Raw genomic sequence first — 18,439 nt, 5'->3', positions numbered from 1 at the left:
AACAACAGACTTTTGTGACTTTTCATCTTTAAAAAGTAAACAGACCATAAGCACATAAAGCGATTCTTTCAAATCTAATTATTTTGGAGATATTTTGGTTTTTCAAACTCTAAATTAAACCCATCTCAAGCTTTAAAAACTTAAATCGACCAGTCCTGAATTTCCCAACCTTTCTCTTGTGCCAGTTTTTCTAAACGGTCATCTGGATTCACTGCAATCGCATGGCTTGCATATTCCAGTAAGAAACGATCATTGATTGAATCTGAATAAGCCCAAGATTCATTAACTTGACGGCCATCCAACCATTGCTCCAAACGGACTAATTTTCCCTGCTGATAACAAGCCAGTCCTGCGACTTTTCCGGTATAAGCCCCCTCTACCACTTCAGCATTGGTCGCAATGATTTCAGTAATACCAAATTCACGAAAAATCGGGGCGGTAATAAAATCACTGGTAGCAGTAATCCCCACAATTTCATGACCCAGTTTTTTATGATATTCAATGGCGGCAAAACCTTGGGGACGCATTTGCGGACGAATCACGTTTTTCATAAATAGCTGATGTAGTTCGATTAAATAAGCATGATCATGCTGAGTCAAAAACTCAAAAACAAATTCGTTGTAAGCATAGGGATCAAGTTGCCCAGCTTTATAATCTTCATAAAATTTATCATTCATCTGGCGATGATGTACGGGATCGACCAAACCTTCGTTGACCAAAAACTCTCCCCAAGAATGGTCAGAATCTGTATTTAGTAAGGTGTGATCAAGATCAAACAAAGCCAATTTCATGAAAATTCTCGTTAAAACTGAAATTTAAGAAAAAAAATGTAAATCTATCTCCGCTAGTCGATAGAAATTCGTTAAGATCATAGCAATTTTAATGCATTTTACTTTGATCTTTTCGAGCTGGGCCTCAAGAGTGACCGCCCCCGATTTCAAAGTCAACGATATTGATAAAATTTAGGTAGCCAAATGATCGACTCTGAAGGTTTCCGACCCAACGTCGGGATCATTTTGGCAAATGATGACGGACAAGTTTTATGGGCAAAACGCATTGGTCACAATGCATGGCAATTTCCACAAGGAGGAATCCAGTTTGGAGAAACCCCTGAACAGGCACTTTACCGTGAGCTGAGAGAAGAGGTCGGCTTATTGCCCGAACATGTCCAGATTATTGCGCAAACCAAAGGCTGGTTGCGTTATCGTTTGCCGCATCGATACATTCGCCCGGACTCAGATCCCGTATGTATCGGACAAAAACAAAAATGGTTTTTACTGAAGTTGACCGCACCGGCGGGTAACATTCAGTTAAACCTGTCTGACCCTGCCGAATTTGATGAATGGCAATGGGTCAGCTATTGGTATCCACTGGGTCAGGTAGTGAACTTCAAACGTGATGTTTATCGCCGAGCCATGATGGAATTATGCATGCTATTGCCACAACAACCATTGGTTGAAAAATCACTTCTTTAGCAAGTGATTTTTTGACTGAGTGCTGTTATAACATCACTAAGCGCGATTCACTTTTTGGAGCATACATTCATGTCAAACATGCAACTCGACACCTTAAGACGGATTGTTCAGGAGATCAATGCGTCGGTGAGTTTGCATGATTCATTGGATATTATGGTTAATCAGGTCGCCGATGCGATGAAAGTTGATGTCTGTTCTATCTACTTACTGGATGAACGGAATCAGCGTTATCTACTTATGGCCTCTAAAGGGTTAAATCCCGATTCGGTGGGCAATGTATCTCTTCATGTTGGTGAAGGTCTAGTCGGTCTGGTGGGACAGCGCGAAGAAATCGTTAACCTTGAAAATGCCTCTAAGCATGAACGTTTTGCCTATTTACCAGAAACAGGGGAAGAAATTTACCATTCCTTTTTGGGCGTACCTGTCATGTATCGCCGTAAAGTAATGGGCGTATTGGTCGTTCAGAATAAAGAACCACAGGATTTTAGTGAAGCTGCTGAATCCTTTTTGGTCACGTTGTGCGCCCAGCTTTCAGGCGTGATTGCCCATGCCCATGCTGTAGGCAATATTGATGTATTTCGCAAGCCAAGCTCAGGGGCTGTGTATAAAACCTTTCAGGGCGTTTCTGGCGCTGGAGGGATTGCATTAGGTCGTGCCATTGTGCTGTATCCTCCTGCAGATTTAGCAGCAGTTCCTGACCGTGAAGCAGACGACATCAGTGATGAATTGCAACTACTTGATCAAGCCATTGTTTCCGTACGCACTGAAATTCAGTCACTCGATGAAAAAATGCAAGACTCGCTAATGTCGGAAGAACGCGCATTGTTTAGCGTATTTTTACGGATGTTGGATGAAAATGCTTTACCAGCCGAGATCAAGGAACTGATTCGTGCAGGTAACTGGGCGCAAGGTGCTGTACGTCGTGTTATTGACAAACACATTAATTTATTCGCTCAAATGGAAGACGATTATTTACGTGAACGTGTTTCAGATTTAAAAGATTTGGGGCGCCGTATTCTGGCTTCTTTACAAGAAGCCGATTCCAGTCATCGTGAAATCAGTCCAGACAGTATTATTATTGGTGAAGAAATCAGCACTGCGGCTCTGGTTGAATTACCTGTTGACAATATTGCGGCTATTGTCACCACAGAAGGTGCCGCCAATTCCCATATGGTGATTGTTGCACGTGCATTGGGGATTCCTACTGTCGTTGGTGTTACCGAATTACCTATTAACACGCTTGATGATGCTGAGATGATTGTCGATGCGTATCAAGGTCGTGTTTTCATTAATCCCCCACGCCGCATGCGTCAGCGTTATAAAGAGATTCAAAAAGAAGAAGAGCAGATTGCCAAAGATTTAAAACAGTATGAAACCCGTGATGCCATTACACCAGATGGCGTAGCGGTACGTTTATATGTCAATACAGGCTTAATGATTGATGTCGTGCGTGGCGTACAACGTGGCGCAAAAGGGGTGGGCTTATACCGCAGTGAAATTCCGTTTATGTTACGTGATCGCTTCCCGGGTGAAGAAGAGCAACGTGCCATGTATCGTCAGCAGTTAAGTCACTTTGCAAATAAGCCTGTTACCATGCGAACACTGGATATTGGTGCAGATAAAGATTTACCTTACTTTAGTATTGAAGAAGAAAACTCTGCACTTGGGTGGCGTGGTTTACGCTTTACTCTGGATCACCCAGAAATTTTTTCGACTCAGGTTCGCGCGATGCTAAAAGCGAGCATTGGTCTAAATAATCTACATATTTTACTACCCATGGTCACTAGCGTAAGCGAAGTTGAAGAAGTTCTATATTTATTGGAACGTGACTGGATCGCAGTACAGGAAGAAGAACAGGTTAAAATCACCAAACCCAAAATTGGCATTATGGTTGAAGTCCCAAGCGTGCTATTACAAATTGATGAGTTTTCAGAATTGGTCGACTTTTTCTCAGTCGGTTCAAATGACCTAATTCAATATCTACTGGCAGTTGACCGTAATAATCCCCGTGTTTCTAGCGTTTATTCACATTTTCACCCATCGGTATTACGCGCCTTGCAACGTCTGGTCAAGGAATGCCATAAATATGAAAAGCCTGTCAGTATTTGCGGTGAAATGGCTGGGGATCCTTTTTCAGCAATTTTATTGATGGCAATGGGTTTCAACACATTATCCATGAGTTCAAGTAATATTTTGCGGGTACGTAAAGCAATTTGTCACGTGCCAATGAGTGATGCAGAAAAATTACTAAGCGAAGTTGTTAAAATGAATAATCCTCTTATCGTCAAAAGCTGGATGGAATATTATTTTAAAACGCATGGCTTGGGTGATATGGTCAAATCCAACCGATTATCGGTGTAGTCATTCTCCGACTATTATAGGATCAAGAAAAAGAGCCTGATCTCCTTTTTCTTGATCCTTGGCTAGCTTAAATAGGTAAACTTCGCTCCAAAATTTGCTGTACTATCCCGACTTCTGAGCCTGTCTCTGGCACGTAAATTAATCCTGTCACACGTCCATGAAACGCACTGTAACGTGACTCGATAAAAGTTTCTGCAACCGTATGGGGTGCATAAAGTTTCAATAACACGGCTTGAGCTAAAATCACTAAACGACTGACAAAACTACGTGCCATAAATTGTAATTGTTCGGGTGGCTGTTTTAAGTAACCCCATAATTCATTGACTTCGTTTTGGAGTTTTTGCTCCTGTGATGTCACTGCATAAAAAGATTCAAATAAACGCTGAACCGATTCTGGATGACGTTGAATCGCCCGCAATACATCCAGACACATAACATTACCAGAACCTTCCCAAATTGAATTAACAGGTGCTTCCTTAAATAATCTTGCCATAATCCCGGTTTCGACATAACCATTGCCGCCAAACACTTCCATTGTCTCGCCCGTCAACTCAACGGCGCGTTTACAAATCCAGAATTTTGCCGCTGGAGTCATAATTCGCGTCCAAGCCTGAGATAACTCATTCTGTTGTTGATAAGACGCAGCCAAATACATGCTCAATTGTAATGCTGCTTCGCTTTCAAGTGCCAGATCAGTCAAAACCGCCTGCATTAAAGGCTGATCAGCTAATACCTTACCAAATGCCCTACGTTGACGCGTATAAGAAATACATTGCACTAGAGCCTGCCGTAAAATAGCAGAACTTCCCACAACACAGGTTAAACGGGTATAAGCCGCCATTTCAATGATGGTAGGAATACCACGCCCCTCCTCACCGATCATAATGCCCCAAGCATCATGGAATTCAACTTCACTACTTGAATTACTTCGGTTTCCCACTTTGTCTTTAAGACGCTGAACATTTACTCTGTTCTTGGTGCCATCGTCTAACCAGCGGGGAACATAGAAACACCCTATTCCATCTTCAGGTGTTTGTGCCACCACCAAATGTGCATCCGACATGGGGGCTGAAAAAAACCATTTGTGCCCTGTAAGTAAGTATTCCTGTCCCCGACCTGATGTTGTAATCGGCCTTGCTAAGGTTTGATTGGCACGAACATCTGATCCTCCCTGTTTCTCGGTCATGCCCATTCCCATCCACATGGATAATTTTTGTGAAATTGGCACATCACGTTCATCATAGTGCGTAGATAACAGCTTTTCTCCCAACTGTTTCCATAATTTAGGTTCACGCTGTAATAAAGGAATGCTCCCTAAAGTCATCGCATTTGGACATAGATTTCCACATTCAACTTGCCCGCTCAGATAAAATCGTGCTGCCCAATCGACCCATGAGGTTTTCGACGTGGTGGCGATAAATGGATGAGCATGTACGCTATTTTGACGATTTAACTTCATCCATGTATGCCATGCAGGATGAAACTCTAGATAATCGATTCGACGGCCACGTGCATCAAAAACATGTAATTCTGGGGTATGTCGATTGGCCTGATCGGCAAGTGTATAGGCCTCTGACGTACCAAGCTGTTCGCCAAAATCTGAAAGTAGCGCCTGATCCTGACTCCCATAGCGCGTTAAGATTTCTTGTAAAATTGGATCTGTTCGATATAAATTATAATTGTGTAGTTCATCAAACTGGTTTTCAATCTGATGCGTGATCCATGCGTTCATCGCTTTATCCTTTCTCATGTTTATACCAGTATAAGAAAAAATCAGCCGCAAGGTGTTCGGGTTTAATTTATGAAAATAACCAGTATTAAAGTGCGTAGAAAACCCAAGCAATCAAGGGCTAGATTTACTCAGGATGCTCTAATGGATAGCTTTGTTCAGCTTTTATTGGAAAAAGAAGCCACAGAGATTACCATTCGGGAAATTACAGATCTTGCTGGTGTTGGTTTAGGTACTTTTTATGAATATTTCAGTCAAAAAGAAGATTTACTCGCATTAACTATCCACCATTACGTACAACGCAATGCGCACTCCTTACAACAAGCTGCGGAAACTGCCCTTAAACAAAGTACAGATCTTAAAACTTATATTTATACTCTTATCCATTTACAGATTGCTCCCATTATTGAACAAAGCCGTCTTTGGCAGAAATTGTTTTTATTAGAACGACAAATTTCAAATGTGGACATTTATCAAAAACATTATTTACAGCATGTGCAATCTTGGGCTGATGTCTTAAAACACTATCCCGATCATATGCTTATAGATATTGAATGGCTTGCACTGAATATTCACCGTATAAGTTATGGTTTTATTTCCCAAACACTGATGATTTCTTCTCATCGTCCAAATTGGGAGCAACTCGAGCGGGATATCCAAATGGGAATTTCGGGGTATATACAAAACATTAGACATTAATCGCTTATATCTATTACAAAAACAAATTTAATCGTTTTTACATTTTAATAAATTTTGCGTATGTTGAAGCCATAGATCAATTTTTCCGATCTGAAAAGTTTGCTTTGCGTCGGTTCATGAGATTGCAATACCGTCATTATATGTTGAAAAACATAGACAATAGGAGTCTCTGATTCGACTATTTTTTACAAAATATCCAATGTCATTCAGGGTCAGGGATGTTAGTTATATAGTGTTGCTATACCCATGACATTACTACAATTTTAATCACTAAACTGTGTTCGACGGAGAATTAAAATGAGTGACGATAAATTAAAGTGTCCAGTCACCCACCTTACTACTGATGCAGGGGCACCTGTTGTAGATAATCAGAATAGTATGACGGCAGGTGCTCGAGGCCCTCTTTTAACCCAAGATTTATGGCTCAATGAAAAACTAGCTAATTTTGCCCGTGAAGTTATTCCAGAACGCCGTATGCATGCCAAAGGTTCTGGCGCATTTGGTACATTTACCGTAACTCATGATATTACTCAATATACTCGCGCTAAGATCTTTAGCGAAATTGGCAAGAAAACGGAAATGTTTGCACGTTTCTCAACTGTTGCAGGTGAGCGTGGTGCAGCCGATGCAGAACGCGATATTCGTGGTTTTGCGCTGAAGTTTTATACCGAAGAAGGCAACTGGGATATGGTCGGGAACAATACGCCTGTGTTCTTCTTCCGTGATCCGCGTCAATTCCCAGATCTAAACAAAGCCGTTAAACGTGATCCAAAAACTAACTTACGTAACCCAACCTATAACTGGGATTTCTGGACATTATTGCCAGAAGCTTTACATCAGGTCACGATTGTGATGTCTGACCGCGGTATCCCCGATGGTTATCGTCATATGCATGGTTTTGGAAGCCACACTTATAGCTTTATTAACGCCAATAATGAACGTTTCTGGGTCAAATTCCACTTCCGCACCCAACAAGGCATTAAAAATCTAACGGATGCTGAAGCGGAGGCGTTAATTGGTAAAGATCGTGAAAGCAGTCAATCAGATTTGTTTAATGCTATTGAACGTGGTGATTTCCCAAAATGGAAATTATGCATTCAAATCATGCCTGAAACTGATGCAGAAAAAGTTCCATACCATCCGTTTGACCTCACCAAAGTCTGGCCGCATGGCGACTATCCACTCATTGATGTGGGTGAATTTGAGCTCAATCGTAATCCTGAAAATTATTTCCAGGATGTAGAACAAGCAACTTTTGCTCCTAGCAATCTAGTACCAGGTATTAGCTATTCACCTGACCGTATGTTGCAGGCACGTTTAGTGAACTATGCAGATGCTCATCGTTATCGTGTTGGGGTCAACCATATTCAGGTTCCAGTCAACGCACCACGTTGCCCAGTTCACAGTAACCGTCGTGATGGTCAGGGCCGTATGGATGGAAACTATGGCGGTCTTCCACACTATGAACCAAACAGTTTCCATCAATGGCAAGAACAACCTCAATACCGCGAACCTCCATTAAAGATTAATGGCGATGCGGATTTCTGGGATTATCGTAAAGATGATAGCGATTATTTCAGCCAACCACGAGCCTTGTTCAATTTAATGAACGTTGAACAAAAACAGGCTTTATTTGATAATACTGCACGAAATGTGGGTGGCGCATTAGACTTTATTCAATATCGTCATATTCGTAACTGTTATGCCTGTGATCCTGCTTATGGCGAAGGTGTAGCAAAAGCATTGGGCAAAACCGTTGCGGATGCACAGGCTGCACGTGCAACTGATCCTGCACAAGGCAATCCAGGATTATTATAGAATTTGAGTTGCAAACCCAAATTTTAAAAGTTTGTTATTCATGAACTTCACTGATCATGAGTTTAAGGGCGACAGGAATGTCGCCCTGTTTAATTTTGTCTTTTGCTATTTTCAAAAAAACTCAGTATCAATAAGAATCATTCAGTATGGGCGCACGCTTTCTACAGATCTTTGTGCTTACGTTATTTGAGTATAAAAGTGGAAATTGCTCATGCGAAAATATTCAAATTTCTACTATATAAATATTTAGAATGTTCGCATAACAATCCAGAGTGTGGCTTTTTTAATTCAACTGCGTTTATCTCTCCATTTTCGGAGGAACAGACTGCGATAATAGTTTTTATCTCTTAATAGCAGCAGATTAAACAGTTAACTTATGCCCTTCTTTAATGCAATAAAACGGATTGACAAACTTGGATGACGTTTTAAGCAAGTGGCTCAACTCGTGTTCTGGCTCATCACGACTTTCATCTGTCAATTGAAAGGTTCGATAATGAATCGCCATAGAACGATGTGCCTGCAAATCTAAATGCGCATGTAAAGCATCTTGCGGATTCATGTGCGCATACTGCATCAAATTACGCGGCTCATAAGCACCGATAGGTAATAATGCGATTCTTGCATCGCCAAATCGTTCATGAATTTCTTTGAAATGTGGCGAATAGCCTGTATCACCGGCAAAAAAACAATGACCATTACGGGTAACCAGTGAAAAACCACCCCAAAGCGCTTTATTTTGATCACGCAAGCCACGTCCAGAACGATGTTGTGCAGGTGTATAAGCAATTGTGACTTCATCATGGAATGGAATCATCTGCCACCAATCCATTTCAATCACATGAAAGTCTTTATGAAGATAGTAGCTATTGCCTAAACCCGTATAAATAGGCATCTCAAATTTTTGGTGTAACCAGTGTAATGTTGCCAGATCCATATGGTCATAATGATTATGACTGAGTAATACGCCATGAATCGTGGGTAACTGTTCCAGCGCAATACCCGCTGGACAAACACGCCGTGGGCCACGTCCCTGCTGTGGACTCGCATATTCACACCAGACTGGATCGGTCAAAAAATTAAATGGCCCGATTTGAATGAGTACTGTTGCATGTCCAACAAACCAGACTTGCCAATCATCCATATCTGCATCTGGGCGATTTTTAGGCAATGCGATCGGAGTATTGATTCGGTTTTCATATTCCTGCTGAATATCGACTTGCCATGTAAACGACTCACGAGTGGCTAACCATCGTAATAGTTCTTTTGATCCATTTGTACCAGAACGTTTGATCTGATTTTGAAAGCGACTCGCACTGGCATGTTCGGAATCTGCATAACGAAATGGCGGTTTACTCCATGTGTGTGTCCAGCAGGATTGAGTCGGCAATTGATATGTTAATGTCGGCTTCTCTTTCATAGGGCAATTCGGTTATGCAGCAATAGTTTAGGGGCAGGGTGTTTATCCATCTTAACGATTAAATCAAATTATGCTACTCCTCAATTTATTTCTCTTGTAACCGACCTTTCATTCGTTGCAACCAGACCTGTCTGGATTGAGGCTTAATAAATAAAGCGACGATTTCAGGATGAATTTGTCTGGCTTGAGTTTCAATACGATTGACACAGATTTCAATATCGTCTGAAGTTAAATTATCTTTAAATTCAAGACTTAAAGATGCAATTACCTGATGCGCGCCCATTTGTTCAGTCAATACACCATTTGCCGAAAATACAGCGACATCTTGTTGTGCAATCGATAATAAATTTTCACGCAGTTCAGGATTAGCAGTTTCACCTGTTAATAATCCTTTAGTCTCACGCGCCAATAAAAATGCAGAAATCGCCAACACAACACCGATCAAAATTGAAGCAACTCCATCCAATATTGGCATATCCAGATAATGTGCTGCTGTAATTCCGACCAATGCAATGAACAATCCAATCAATGCAGCGGAGTCTTCAAACAAGACCGTGAATGTCGTGGGATCTTTACTACGTCGAAATGCCTCAAAATATCCCAGCGAACCTTTTTCTTTACGAAAACTCTTAAGCGCTACACGCCATGAAATGCCTTCACAAACGATCGCAATTGCCAGCACAATATAATTAATCATGGGCGAAACCATTTCTTCAGGCTGGCGTATATGTTGTATTCCCTGATAAATTGAAACAATTGAACCCAATGCAAAAACCAGCAAAGATACAATAAAAGCCCAAAAATAAAGCTCACGTCCATATCCAAAAGGATGTCGAAAATTGGCAGGTTTTTGCGATTGCTTTAAACCATGTAGCAGCAAAATTTCATTGAGTGTGTCCACCACAGAATGCACCGCTTCACTGAGCATGGCAGAACTATTGGTGATATAGGCAGCGATAAACTTAACCAAAGCAATCATCAGATTGCCAAATAATGCAGCATAAACCACAATTTTATTTGATTCTGCCATATCAAAACCCTATTTTTATTTTTCATTAACTAGTTGTTATAGCGATAATCGATTTATTTACAAAGAATTTTCATGTTGTCATTTGTTGTTTTATGAGCTTTCTTTGCCGCAACTTTCCGCGTAGTTATACGTTGGGTTTTATGAATGAATCTAAATAAAAAAATTAAACTAGATAAAATTAATACAAAATATTGATATATATAAATAATTATATATTAACCCCTTCATTTTAAAATAATCCAGCTTGTAGATCCCGCCATTTATAATTTAACGACTCAACCGAACTTCCTGCCTGACTTATTTATGTTTTATACTGGGTTTCAAAGCTATTTTTAATATTTTGTGGACTCATTTATGGAGTTAAGGCATCTTCGTTATTTTGTCACTGTTGCAGAAGAATTAAATTTTAGTAAAGCTGCGCTCAAACTTTACACGGCCCAACCCTCTTTAAGCCAACAAATTAAAGATTTAGAAGTAGATGTAGGGGTCAAATTATTAAATCGAACGAAACGTAAAGTTGAACTGACTGAAGAAGGTGCTGCGTTTTTAGAACAGGCGCGTTTAATATTGGTTCAAGCGGATAAAGCTGTAGCAATCGCAAGGCAAATTGCGAAAGCAAAACAACAACGCCTACGAATTGGGTTCGTGCCGACAGCAGAGATTAATATTTTTCCACACGTACTTCCACAATTACGCATTCAAAACCCTGAATTGATCGTTGAATTAACTCATCTGAATGAATGCCAACAAATTACAGCATTAAAAAATAACGAGCTCGATGTTGCCTTTACCTATCAAAACCTAAATGCAGACCACATTCAAAGTCAAAAAATAGTTGATGAAGCTTTAATTTTTGTGATTCCTGAAACTCATCCACTCGCACAGCAGCCTGTTATTCCCTTGCACATGTTGGGCTACGTTGATTTTCTATTGCCAAACGAAGAGGATTTTCCCGCGTTACATGCGCTCATTTTAAAATTGATACAACAACATCATTTAACCTTACAGCTCCATAAAATGGATCATCTGCTGCTTAATATCAATGAAATGGAACATGATAATTGGTGTACGATTTTACCTTTCTATGCAAAAACCATGTTAGCGCCTGATCTGGTCGTGCGAGCATTAGCCATTGATTTGCCAGATTTATCACTTTTTGTAAATTTTAATACACAGCAAGATTCAATGAATACAAAAAAATTTATACAACGACTATCAAAAGTATTTTGTTATGAATAAATCCTGATTAAAGTAAATCATAACGACTATCTTAAATGCTGATTCCATAGCTCATTGATCGGTGATTTTAATTCTAACCACTAACATTATGATACTTCAGGAGAAACCTGATCATGCTGTTCTTTTTACATCGGCTCAAAAGTGGTATCTATAATCGTCCCCAGTTTTTTATTGCTCTATTGATTGGCATCGTCATCTGCATCGTCTTGACCTTTACCACTTTTTGGCACTGGTCAACAATTATTCTGTTGAGCTGGAATATTTCTGTAGGAATATATCTCATCCATGTGAAAAAGATGATGTGGCAAGCCGATCATTCAGCCATGCAAACTCAAGCAAAAAAACAGGATGAAAGTAAATGGGTCATTATGTTGCTGGTCATTTTGGCGCTCCTGATGTGTCTCATCGCCATTGTGATGCAACTTTCTTCCATCACGAAAAACACTCATTTTCAATACTGGCATTTAGGTTTAGCGTTATTAACTATTATTTCAGCATGGCTATTTATGCATACCGCCTTTGCATTGCACTATGCCCATGATTTTTATATGGCTCGTTCTTATGGAAAAGATGATGGTCTGGATTTCCCAAAGACACAGGATCCCATGTATCCAGATTTTATTTATTTCAGTTATATCATAGGTACTTCAGCACAAACCGCAGATGTTTCAATTACTTCACAACATATGCGGCTCTTAAGTATTTTTCATGCGATGTTGGCATTTGGGTTTAACACCACGATCTTGGCAATTTGTATTAATATCGCAGCAAGTTTTATATCTGGTTAAAAGAGAAGGCTGTACGCTCTCTAAAATCAATGCGATATAAACTTGGCTTTTAGGTGTCATGCTTCTGTTTGTATTTGAATCATTTGATGCAAATAACGATGCAAACTAGTAATGTCATGGACGATGGTAAGAGGCTGATATTTTTTGAGTATTTCAATATCATGTACTCCATAGCTCACACCAATTCTTGGCATCTTAATATTCATTGCCATTTCAAGATCATAGCTACTATCCCCTACCATAACGGCATTTTGAACATTCACACCCGTAAACTCTAAAATTTCCTCAAGCATTAAAGGATGGGGTTTTGACATGGTTTCACTTGCAGCACGGGTAATATCAAATATTGCGTGACTTTGCGTCTGGGTAAGCACCCGATCCAGCCCGCGACGACTTTTACCTGTCGCTACTGCCAATTTCATGCCTTGAGCTTTTAAATCTTGCAAAAGTTCAGCCACGCCATCAAACCATGCATCATGTCTGGAATTTTCCACATAATGCTTGCCATAGCTCACCAAAATATCCTGTTGCAAATGTGGAACTTGCGGAAACAAAGTTTGCATTACCTCAGGCAAGCCCAAGCCAATGATACTTTGTGCAGCTTCATCAGTTAAAGGCTGTTCGTATTTTGAGGCGGCAAATTTAAGACTTTCAACAATCTGTCCCACTGAATTAAATAGCGTGCCATCCCAGTCAAATATAATCAGTTCAGGTCGATTCATTTTTGCGCTCTCAATTGTGCTACAACGCTTTGAATATCCTCAGGAAGTGGTGCTTCTATTACAGGATAACCCGGTATTTCCAAACGCATAGCATGTAAACATAAGCGCCGGGCTTCTGGTCCTGTATAAACAGTTTGATGACCATATTTGTCATCTCCCACCAAAGGATGGCCAATACTTAAACCATGTACCCGAATCTGATGCGTCCGTCCAGACAACGGTGAAGCATAAACCAAAGTTGCTTCCTTAAAGCGTTCTGCAATCACCCATTCAGTTTTACTCGGCTTGCCATCTTTGGAAACACGGACACGACGCTCGCCATTCGCCAGTTCATAACGTAATAATGGCGCATCAATTAACTGCTTATCCAGACTCACCTGCCCCTTAACCAAAGCAGCGTAAGTCTTACAAATTTTATGTTCGCGTAATAAATCCTGAAGATGCTTTAAGGTGCTGCGTTTTTTGCTGATCATAACCAAACCGGAAGTATCTCGGTCAATGCGATGAATCAGTTCCAAATATTTTTTACCTGTCGCAGCGCGCAACGCCTCAATCAAACCATACGTCATTCCACTGCCGCCATGTACCGCAATACCTGCTGGTTTATTTACTACCAACAAACCTTCATCTTCGTAGATCACACGCTTTAGTAGACTTTTTGCAACTTGATCACTTACAGGTGCAGCAGTTTCGTCTTTTTGTTCATAACGAATAGGAGCGACACGAATCTGATCACCAATATTGAGTTTACTTTCTGCTTTAATCCGTTTTTTATTGACTCGTACCTGACCCTCACGAATCAGCCGATAAATCCGACTTTTAGGTACACCTTTTAAACGACTAAATAAAAAATTATCAATGCGCTGCCCTGCTTGATGCTCGTCCACGTCAAACCAAGTGACACTTTGCCATTGCTGTGTAGAATTCATACAGTATTTGAAACCCGATTATTTATTAAATTTGAGTGAAAAATAACCACTTAGACAGTTGATTTCACAAGAAACATCTATTTAGCCCATAGGCAGATGCTGCAAGGTTTGATATAGTCAGCGCACGGATACCGCCGTAAGTGAACAAAAACGAAAAATATTTCAATGTTTGTGAAATTCATTTTCGTTCAAGATTTCACCAAAAGCTCGGAAAGGTCCCCAAAGAATATGCCGACGCCGAAGGCTTATTATATCGGCAAAATGACAAACTGTTGCGTTTAATTATGCTTTTGCATATGCAGTTTGTTGAAAAATATATGTCGCCAACCGTTAATGTTGGTTATTAAACGTAAACTGATGCACATCAGACACGTTGCGTCATCATGACCTTTCAGGCTCAAGCGTTGATGCATTGGAACTGCCGAGCACCGATACGATGATCATTCCGTATCAAGACTTTACAAGATAAGTCTTCAAGCTCCGTGACAGTGAAAGTCATCATCCAATGCACCGCTCACCCGCCAGTGAAAAGTCAGGATTTATCGTTAATCGAAACGGGATGAATACGCTACTGCTGACATCATCACAAGCATCATTCACCGAAGCTACATGTGAGATCAGGGAATTTTAGCAGCCAGAGCAAAAATATTTTGTGATCTGGGTTAAATAAGATGCATGATGATTGCCGACAGTTGTCCGCTTTATCGATGTTCGCATTTTGTCTGAGTGAGTCACTATTAGGTGTCACACCCATGAAACGTATGTTGATTAATGCAACTCATGCTGAAGAAGTACGCGTTGCACTTATCACTGGTAATCGTCTTTACGATTTTGACCTCGAAAATCGTACCCGCGAACAAAAAAAATCCAACATCTACAAAGGTCATGTTACTCGCGTAGAACCTTCTCTCGAAGCCGTATTTGTTGAATATGGTGCACAGCGTCAGGGCTTCTTGTCCATGCGCGAAATCGCCAATACTTACTTTAAGGCTGACCCACGTCAAACTTCAAATATCCGTGAACTGATTACTGAAGGCACTGAGCTTTTGGTACAAGTGGAAAAAGAAGAACGTGGGAATAAAGGAGCTGCACTTTCGACCTTTATTTCCCTTGCGGGTCGTTATCTGGTTTTGATGCCAAATAACCCCAAAGGTGGTGGCATCAGCCGTCAGATTTCAGGTTCAGTTCGTGAAGAGCTTAAGGAAATGCTGGCTTCTCTGAATGTGCCTCGTGGTATGAGCGTGATCGTACGTACTGCTGGAATTGGTCGTTCTCAGGAAGAATTGCAGCTTGATTTGCAACATCTACTGGATTTATGGAGTCAAATCCAAAGTACTGCAAGTTCAGGCCCATCACCAATGCTGGTGCATCAGGAGGCAGGTGTAGTAACTCGTGCCATTCGTGACTATCTCCGTGATGATGTCTCTGAAATCCTGATTGATAGCGAACAGGCTTATAACGAAGCTTATAACTTCGTCAAAGCAGTCATGCCACGTCAATTAGATAAACTAAAAACATATACGTTGAACGAGCCTTTATTTGCTCATTTTGGTATTGAAAGCCAAATTCAAACGGCTTATGAACGTGAAGTTAAACTTCCATCAGGTGGTTCAATTGTCATTGACCAGACTGAAGCTTTGGTATCGATTGATATTAACTCTGCCAAATCAACCCGTGGTCACGATGTTGAAGAGACTGCGCTAAATACCAACCTTGAAGCGGCCGAAGAAATTGCACGTCAATTACGCTTACGTGATATTGGTGGTTTAGTAGTTATCGATTTTATCGACATGACTAAAGACCGTAACCAACGCATGGTAGAAGCTAAATTGCGTGAAGCGACTCAAAGTGACCGCGCACGAATTCAGTTTGGTCAATTATCACGTTTTGGCTTGATGGAAATGAGCCGTCAGCGCTTACGCCCATCGCTAGAAGAAGCAACGGGTTATGTCTGCCCACGCTGTCATGGCACAGGCATGGTACGTGACTTGCGCTCTTTATCACTTTCGATTATGCGTAAAGTGGAAGAAATTGCACTACGTGAACGTCATGGCGAAGTACAAGTTGAAGTGCCTGTCGAAATTGCTGCATTCCTGCTGAATGAAAAGCGTCATAGTTTAGTGTATTTAGAACAAACTTCAGGTGTACGTGTAACAGTATTACCACACCCTCACTTGGAAACACCACATTACGAAATTCAATATAATCCCGAAGGTTTTGCGCCTTCTAGCTATGAACGTACTGAAGCAACACGTTCCAGTGAAAAAGAACTCGGTTACGAGTCATCTGAATGGCATCTTGAAGAAGCGGATCATGTACATACTGCTGCTCCTGTTCAGCCTGAGCAAAATAAACGTAAAGCTGTAGCTCAAGCCTCTACTCCTGCGACACAAGCAACTGTTGCCAATAAAGCAGCAAGTCCATGCGCATGGTTAGAAAATCTGTTTGTACAAAAACAGGCACAAACTATTGATCAATCTCGTTCTGCACAAACTGCTGCATCAGCAATTGAGCAAATGGTTAATGGCGGTGCAGTAAGCCGTGGTCAATTTGGTCAAGTGAGTATTGCCAGCGTTACAGAAAATGTAGCTACTGCGACCCCAGCTAACAATGCTTATATGTCTCAAGCGCCTGCTGCTAAACAGGAAGCGCGTGATACAGCCGAACGTGACGATAAAAATAATCGTCCAAACAACAATAAAAAGCGCAAACATAAAGAGCAACGCGAACGTACTGATCGTGAACCACAACAACGTGAGTCAAACCAAGAGCAACAACCTGCTCAAGTTCATGAAGAAGTGGTTCAACTTTCACGTCATGAACAACGTGAATTAAAACGCCAACAAAAGCGTCAGCAACCACATGAACAAACGCATGTGCAAACTGAAGCACAAGCAGAGGAAGCTGTTCCACGCCGCGACCGTAATAACCAGCAACGTCCAAATCGCCCAAATCGTAATCGCGACCAAAGCGTTTTAGACAATGCCAATCACAGTGCAAATAAACCTGTAGTGAATGATGCAAAACAGGTCAAAGTCGACGTCATTGATACACCACGTAACGATATGATGACGACAGCACTGGTGATTAATGTCGATCAAGGGCAAAGTGAAATTGTGGCATTGAATCCACAAGTTGCACCGCAGGAACCACCTAAGCAGGCTGAAAATCCAATTGCTAACCCAGTTGAAGAAGCAGTCGTGACTGAGGCCCAGCCTTCTGAAGTGTCGTCTAAACCAACTGAGGCTGTGACTGAGCAAACTCGCTCACAAGTTACACGTGCCAGTAATGATCCACGTACGCGTCGTCGTCAACAACGTGGGGCACAACAAGCTAAGGCGATCGCTCAACCTAAAGTACAGCCATCACAGATCCCAGAACTGGCAAACTATACGCTAGGCAGTCTCATTCGCCATATTTATGGTGAAGATTGCACGGTGCTGATTGAACAATTTGGTCTTGTTCCAACCTTCAATCGTGCTCTAGTCAAGTTTACTGAGCAATATGCCAGTACTCAGGTTCAAGAGGTAAAAAGTGTTCAGGAAAATAAAAAACCTGTAACACGTGATGCGCAACTTCCTAGCGTTAAAACGGCAGAAGAAAGCGAACCCGCCGAAGTACTGCCTTTAACACCGCCAGAAGCACCTGCAAACCGTGTGGCAAACGATCCACGTGAGCGCCGTCGTTTAGCCAAACTTGCAGCAGAACAAGCGCATGAGCAGGCAAAACAAACTGTCGAGCAAGCGCAAGCTGAGCCTAAAGCTGAAACGGTCAGTGAAAAAATCCCTGAAACGAAAGCAAGTGATTCAGTACAAGCCGAACCTACAGTTCCTGACGTTGCACAAACTGTAGAATCAACGGATGAATCCGCTAAAAAGGAGGAAGCTAGCGCTGAAAAAGAAACCGCTGCTCCTGCGGCGACAGCGCAAGTTCCGGTGAATGCTAAAGCAGAGAAAGTAACAACAGCAGCTCAACCTGTACAAGCTGAGCTCAATGAAGTTTCTGCTTCACAGCAGGCATCTGAAGCTAAAGCAAATGATGAAACAGCAGAGAAAACAGCAACTCAAGAAGCTGTTGCCGATGCGGATAAACCAAGTCGTCCGCGTCGCCCACGTGGTCGTCCACCTAAAAAGGCCAGCACGCCCACAGAATAATTTGCACAATTGCTTGTAAGTTATGAGAGCCTAGTCATTTCGGTGACTAGGCTTTTTTTGATACTTTATGTCAGATTA

13 protein-coding genes are annotated in these 18,439 nt (G+C 41.3%); 7 read left to right on the top strand and 6 right to left on the bottom strand.

What is annotated here, in order from left to right; genetic code table 11:
* Positions 1-140 precede the first annotated feature (140 nt).
* Entirely contained in the window at positions 141-791 is a 651-nt protein-coding gene (locus IAE20_RS02075) for an HAD family hydrolase (RefSeq protein ID WP_200481549.1), read from the bottom strand.
* Between the two features lie 183 nt (positions 792-974).
* Here IAE20_RS02075 and IAE20_RS02070 point away from each other — a divergent pair, with 183 nt between their 5' ends.
* Positions 975-1,475 (top strand): RNA pyrophosphohydrolase, encoded by a 501-nt coding sequence (locus IAE20_RS02070; RefSeq protein ID WP_200459262.1) that lies wholly within the window; start codon positions 975-977, stop codon positions 1,473-1,475.
* A gap of 69 nt (positions 1,476-1,544) precedes the next feature.
* Positions 1,545-3,836, top strand: a complete 2,292-nt coding sequence (gene ptsP / locus IAE20_RS02065) for a phosphoenolpyruvate--protein phosphotransferase (RefSeq protein ID WP_200459261.1) — start codon at positions 1,545-1,547, stop codon at positions 3,834-3,836.
* Positions 3,837-3,903: 67 nt separating this feature from the next.
* Here the strand turns inward: ptsP and IAE20_RS02060 are convergent, their stop codons facing one another.
* Positions 3,904-5,568, bottom strand: coding sequence for an acyl-CoA dehydrogenase family protein (locus IAE20_RS02060; protein WP_200481550.1), 1,665 nt, complete (start codon positions 5,566-5,568; stop codon positions 3,904-3,906).
* A gap of 69 nt (positions 5,569-5,637) precedes the next feature.
* Between IAE20_RS02060 and IAE20_RS02055 the strand changes: the two genes are divergently transcribed.
* Together IAE20_RS02055 and IAE20_RS02050 are read left to right on the top strand one after the other, a co-directional pair.
* Positions 5,638-6,264 carry a TetR/AcrR family transcriptional regulator gene (locus IAE20_RS02055; protein WP_200481551.1) on the top strand — a complete coding sequence of 209 codons (627 nt, stop codon included), beginning with the start codon at positions 5,638-5,640 and terminating at the stop codon, positions 6,262-6,264.
* Positions 6,265-6,561: 297 nt separating this feature from the next.
* Positions 6,562-8,082, top strand: a complete 1,521-nt coding sequence (locus tag IAE20_RS02050) for a catalase (protein WP_200459258.1) — start codon at positions 6,562-6,564, stop codon at positions 8,080-8,082.
* 361 nt (positions 8,083-8,443) lie between these two features.
* Here the strand turns inward: IAE20_RS02050 and IAE20_RS02045 are convergent, their stop codons facing one another.
* Positions 8,444-9,499 carry an MBL fold metallo-hydrolase gene (locus IAE20_RS02045; RefSeq protein WP_200481552.1) on the bottom strand — a complete coding sequence of 352 codons (1,056 nt, stop codon included), beginning with the start codon at positions 9,497-9,499 and terminating at the stop codon, positions 8,444-8,446.
* Positions 9,500-9,584: 85 nt separating this feature from the next.
* On the bottom strand, positions 9,585-10,529 hold the full coding sequence (locus IAE20_RS02040; RefSeq protein WP_200481553.1) for a cation diffusion facilitator family transporter: 945 nt from the start codon (positions 10,527-10,529) through the stop codon (positions 9,585-9,587).
* A gap of 354 nt (positions 10,530-10,883) precedes the next feature.
* On the opposite strand from IAE20_RS02040, the gene IAE20_RS02035 reads away from it, so the two are divergent.
* A complete protein-coding gene (locus tag IAE20_RS02035; RefSeq protein WP_200481554.1) occupies positions 10,884-11,768 on the top strand; it encodes a LysR substrate-binding domain-containing protein in 885 nt (294 codons plus the stop codon).
* Between the two features lie 113 nt (positions 11,769-11,881).
* Positions 11,882-12,556 carry a DUF1345 domain-containing protein gene (locus IAE20_RS02030; protein ID WP_200459254.1) on the top strand — a complete coding sequence of 225 codons (675 nt, stop codon included), beginning with the start codon at positions 11,882-11,884 and terminating at the stop codon, positions 12,554-12,556.
* A gap of 56 nt (positions 12,557-12,612) precedes the next feature.
* Here the strand turns inward: IAE20_RS02030 and IAE20_RS02025 are convergent, their stop codons facing one another.
* Positions 12,613-13,278, bottom strand: coding sequence for an HAD-IA family hydrolase (locus IAE20_RS02025; protein WP_200481555.1), 666 nt, complete (start codon positions 13,276-13,278; stop codon positions 12,613-12,615).
* Positions 13,275-14,207: an RluA family pseudouridine synthase gene (locus tag IAE20_RS02020; protein ID WP_200481556.1), complete on the bottom strand. Its 933-nt coding sequence runs from the start codon at positions 14,205-14,207 to the stop codon at positions 13,275-13,277. The genes IAE20_RS02025 and IAE20_RS02020 overlap by 4 nt, the downstream gene beginning before the upstream one ends.
* A gap of 752 nt (positions 14,208-14,959) precedes the next feature.
* Between IAE20_RS02020 and IAE20_RS02015 the strand changes: the two genes are divergently transcribed.
* Positions 14,960-18,361, top strand: a complete 3,402-nt coding sequence (locus IAE20_RS02015; RefSeq protein ID WP_200481557.1) for an Rne/Rng family ribonuclease — start codon at positions 14,960-14,962, stop codon at positions 18,359-18,361.
* Positions 18,362-18,439 lie beyond the last annotated feature (78 nt).

It is taken from the genome of Acinetobacter sp. S54 (assembly GCF_016624945.1).
Taxonomy (GTDB): domain Bacteria; phylum Pseudomonadota; class Gammaproteobacteria; order Pseudomonadales; family Moraxellaceae; genus Acinetobacter.
The sequence above is the reverse complement of the archived record's forward strand: the minus strand, read 5'-3'. Positions and strand labels throughout refer to the sequence as shown.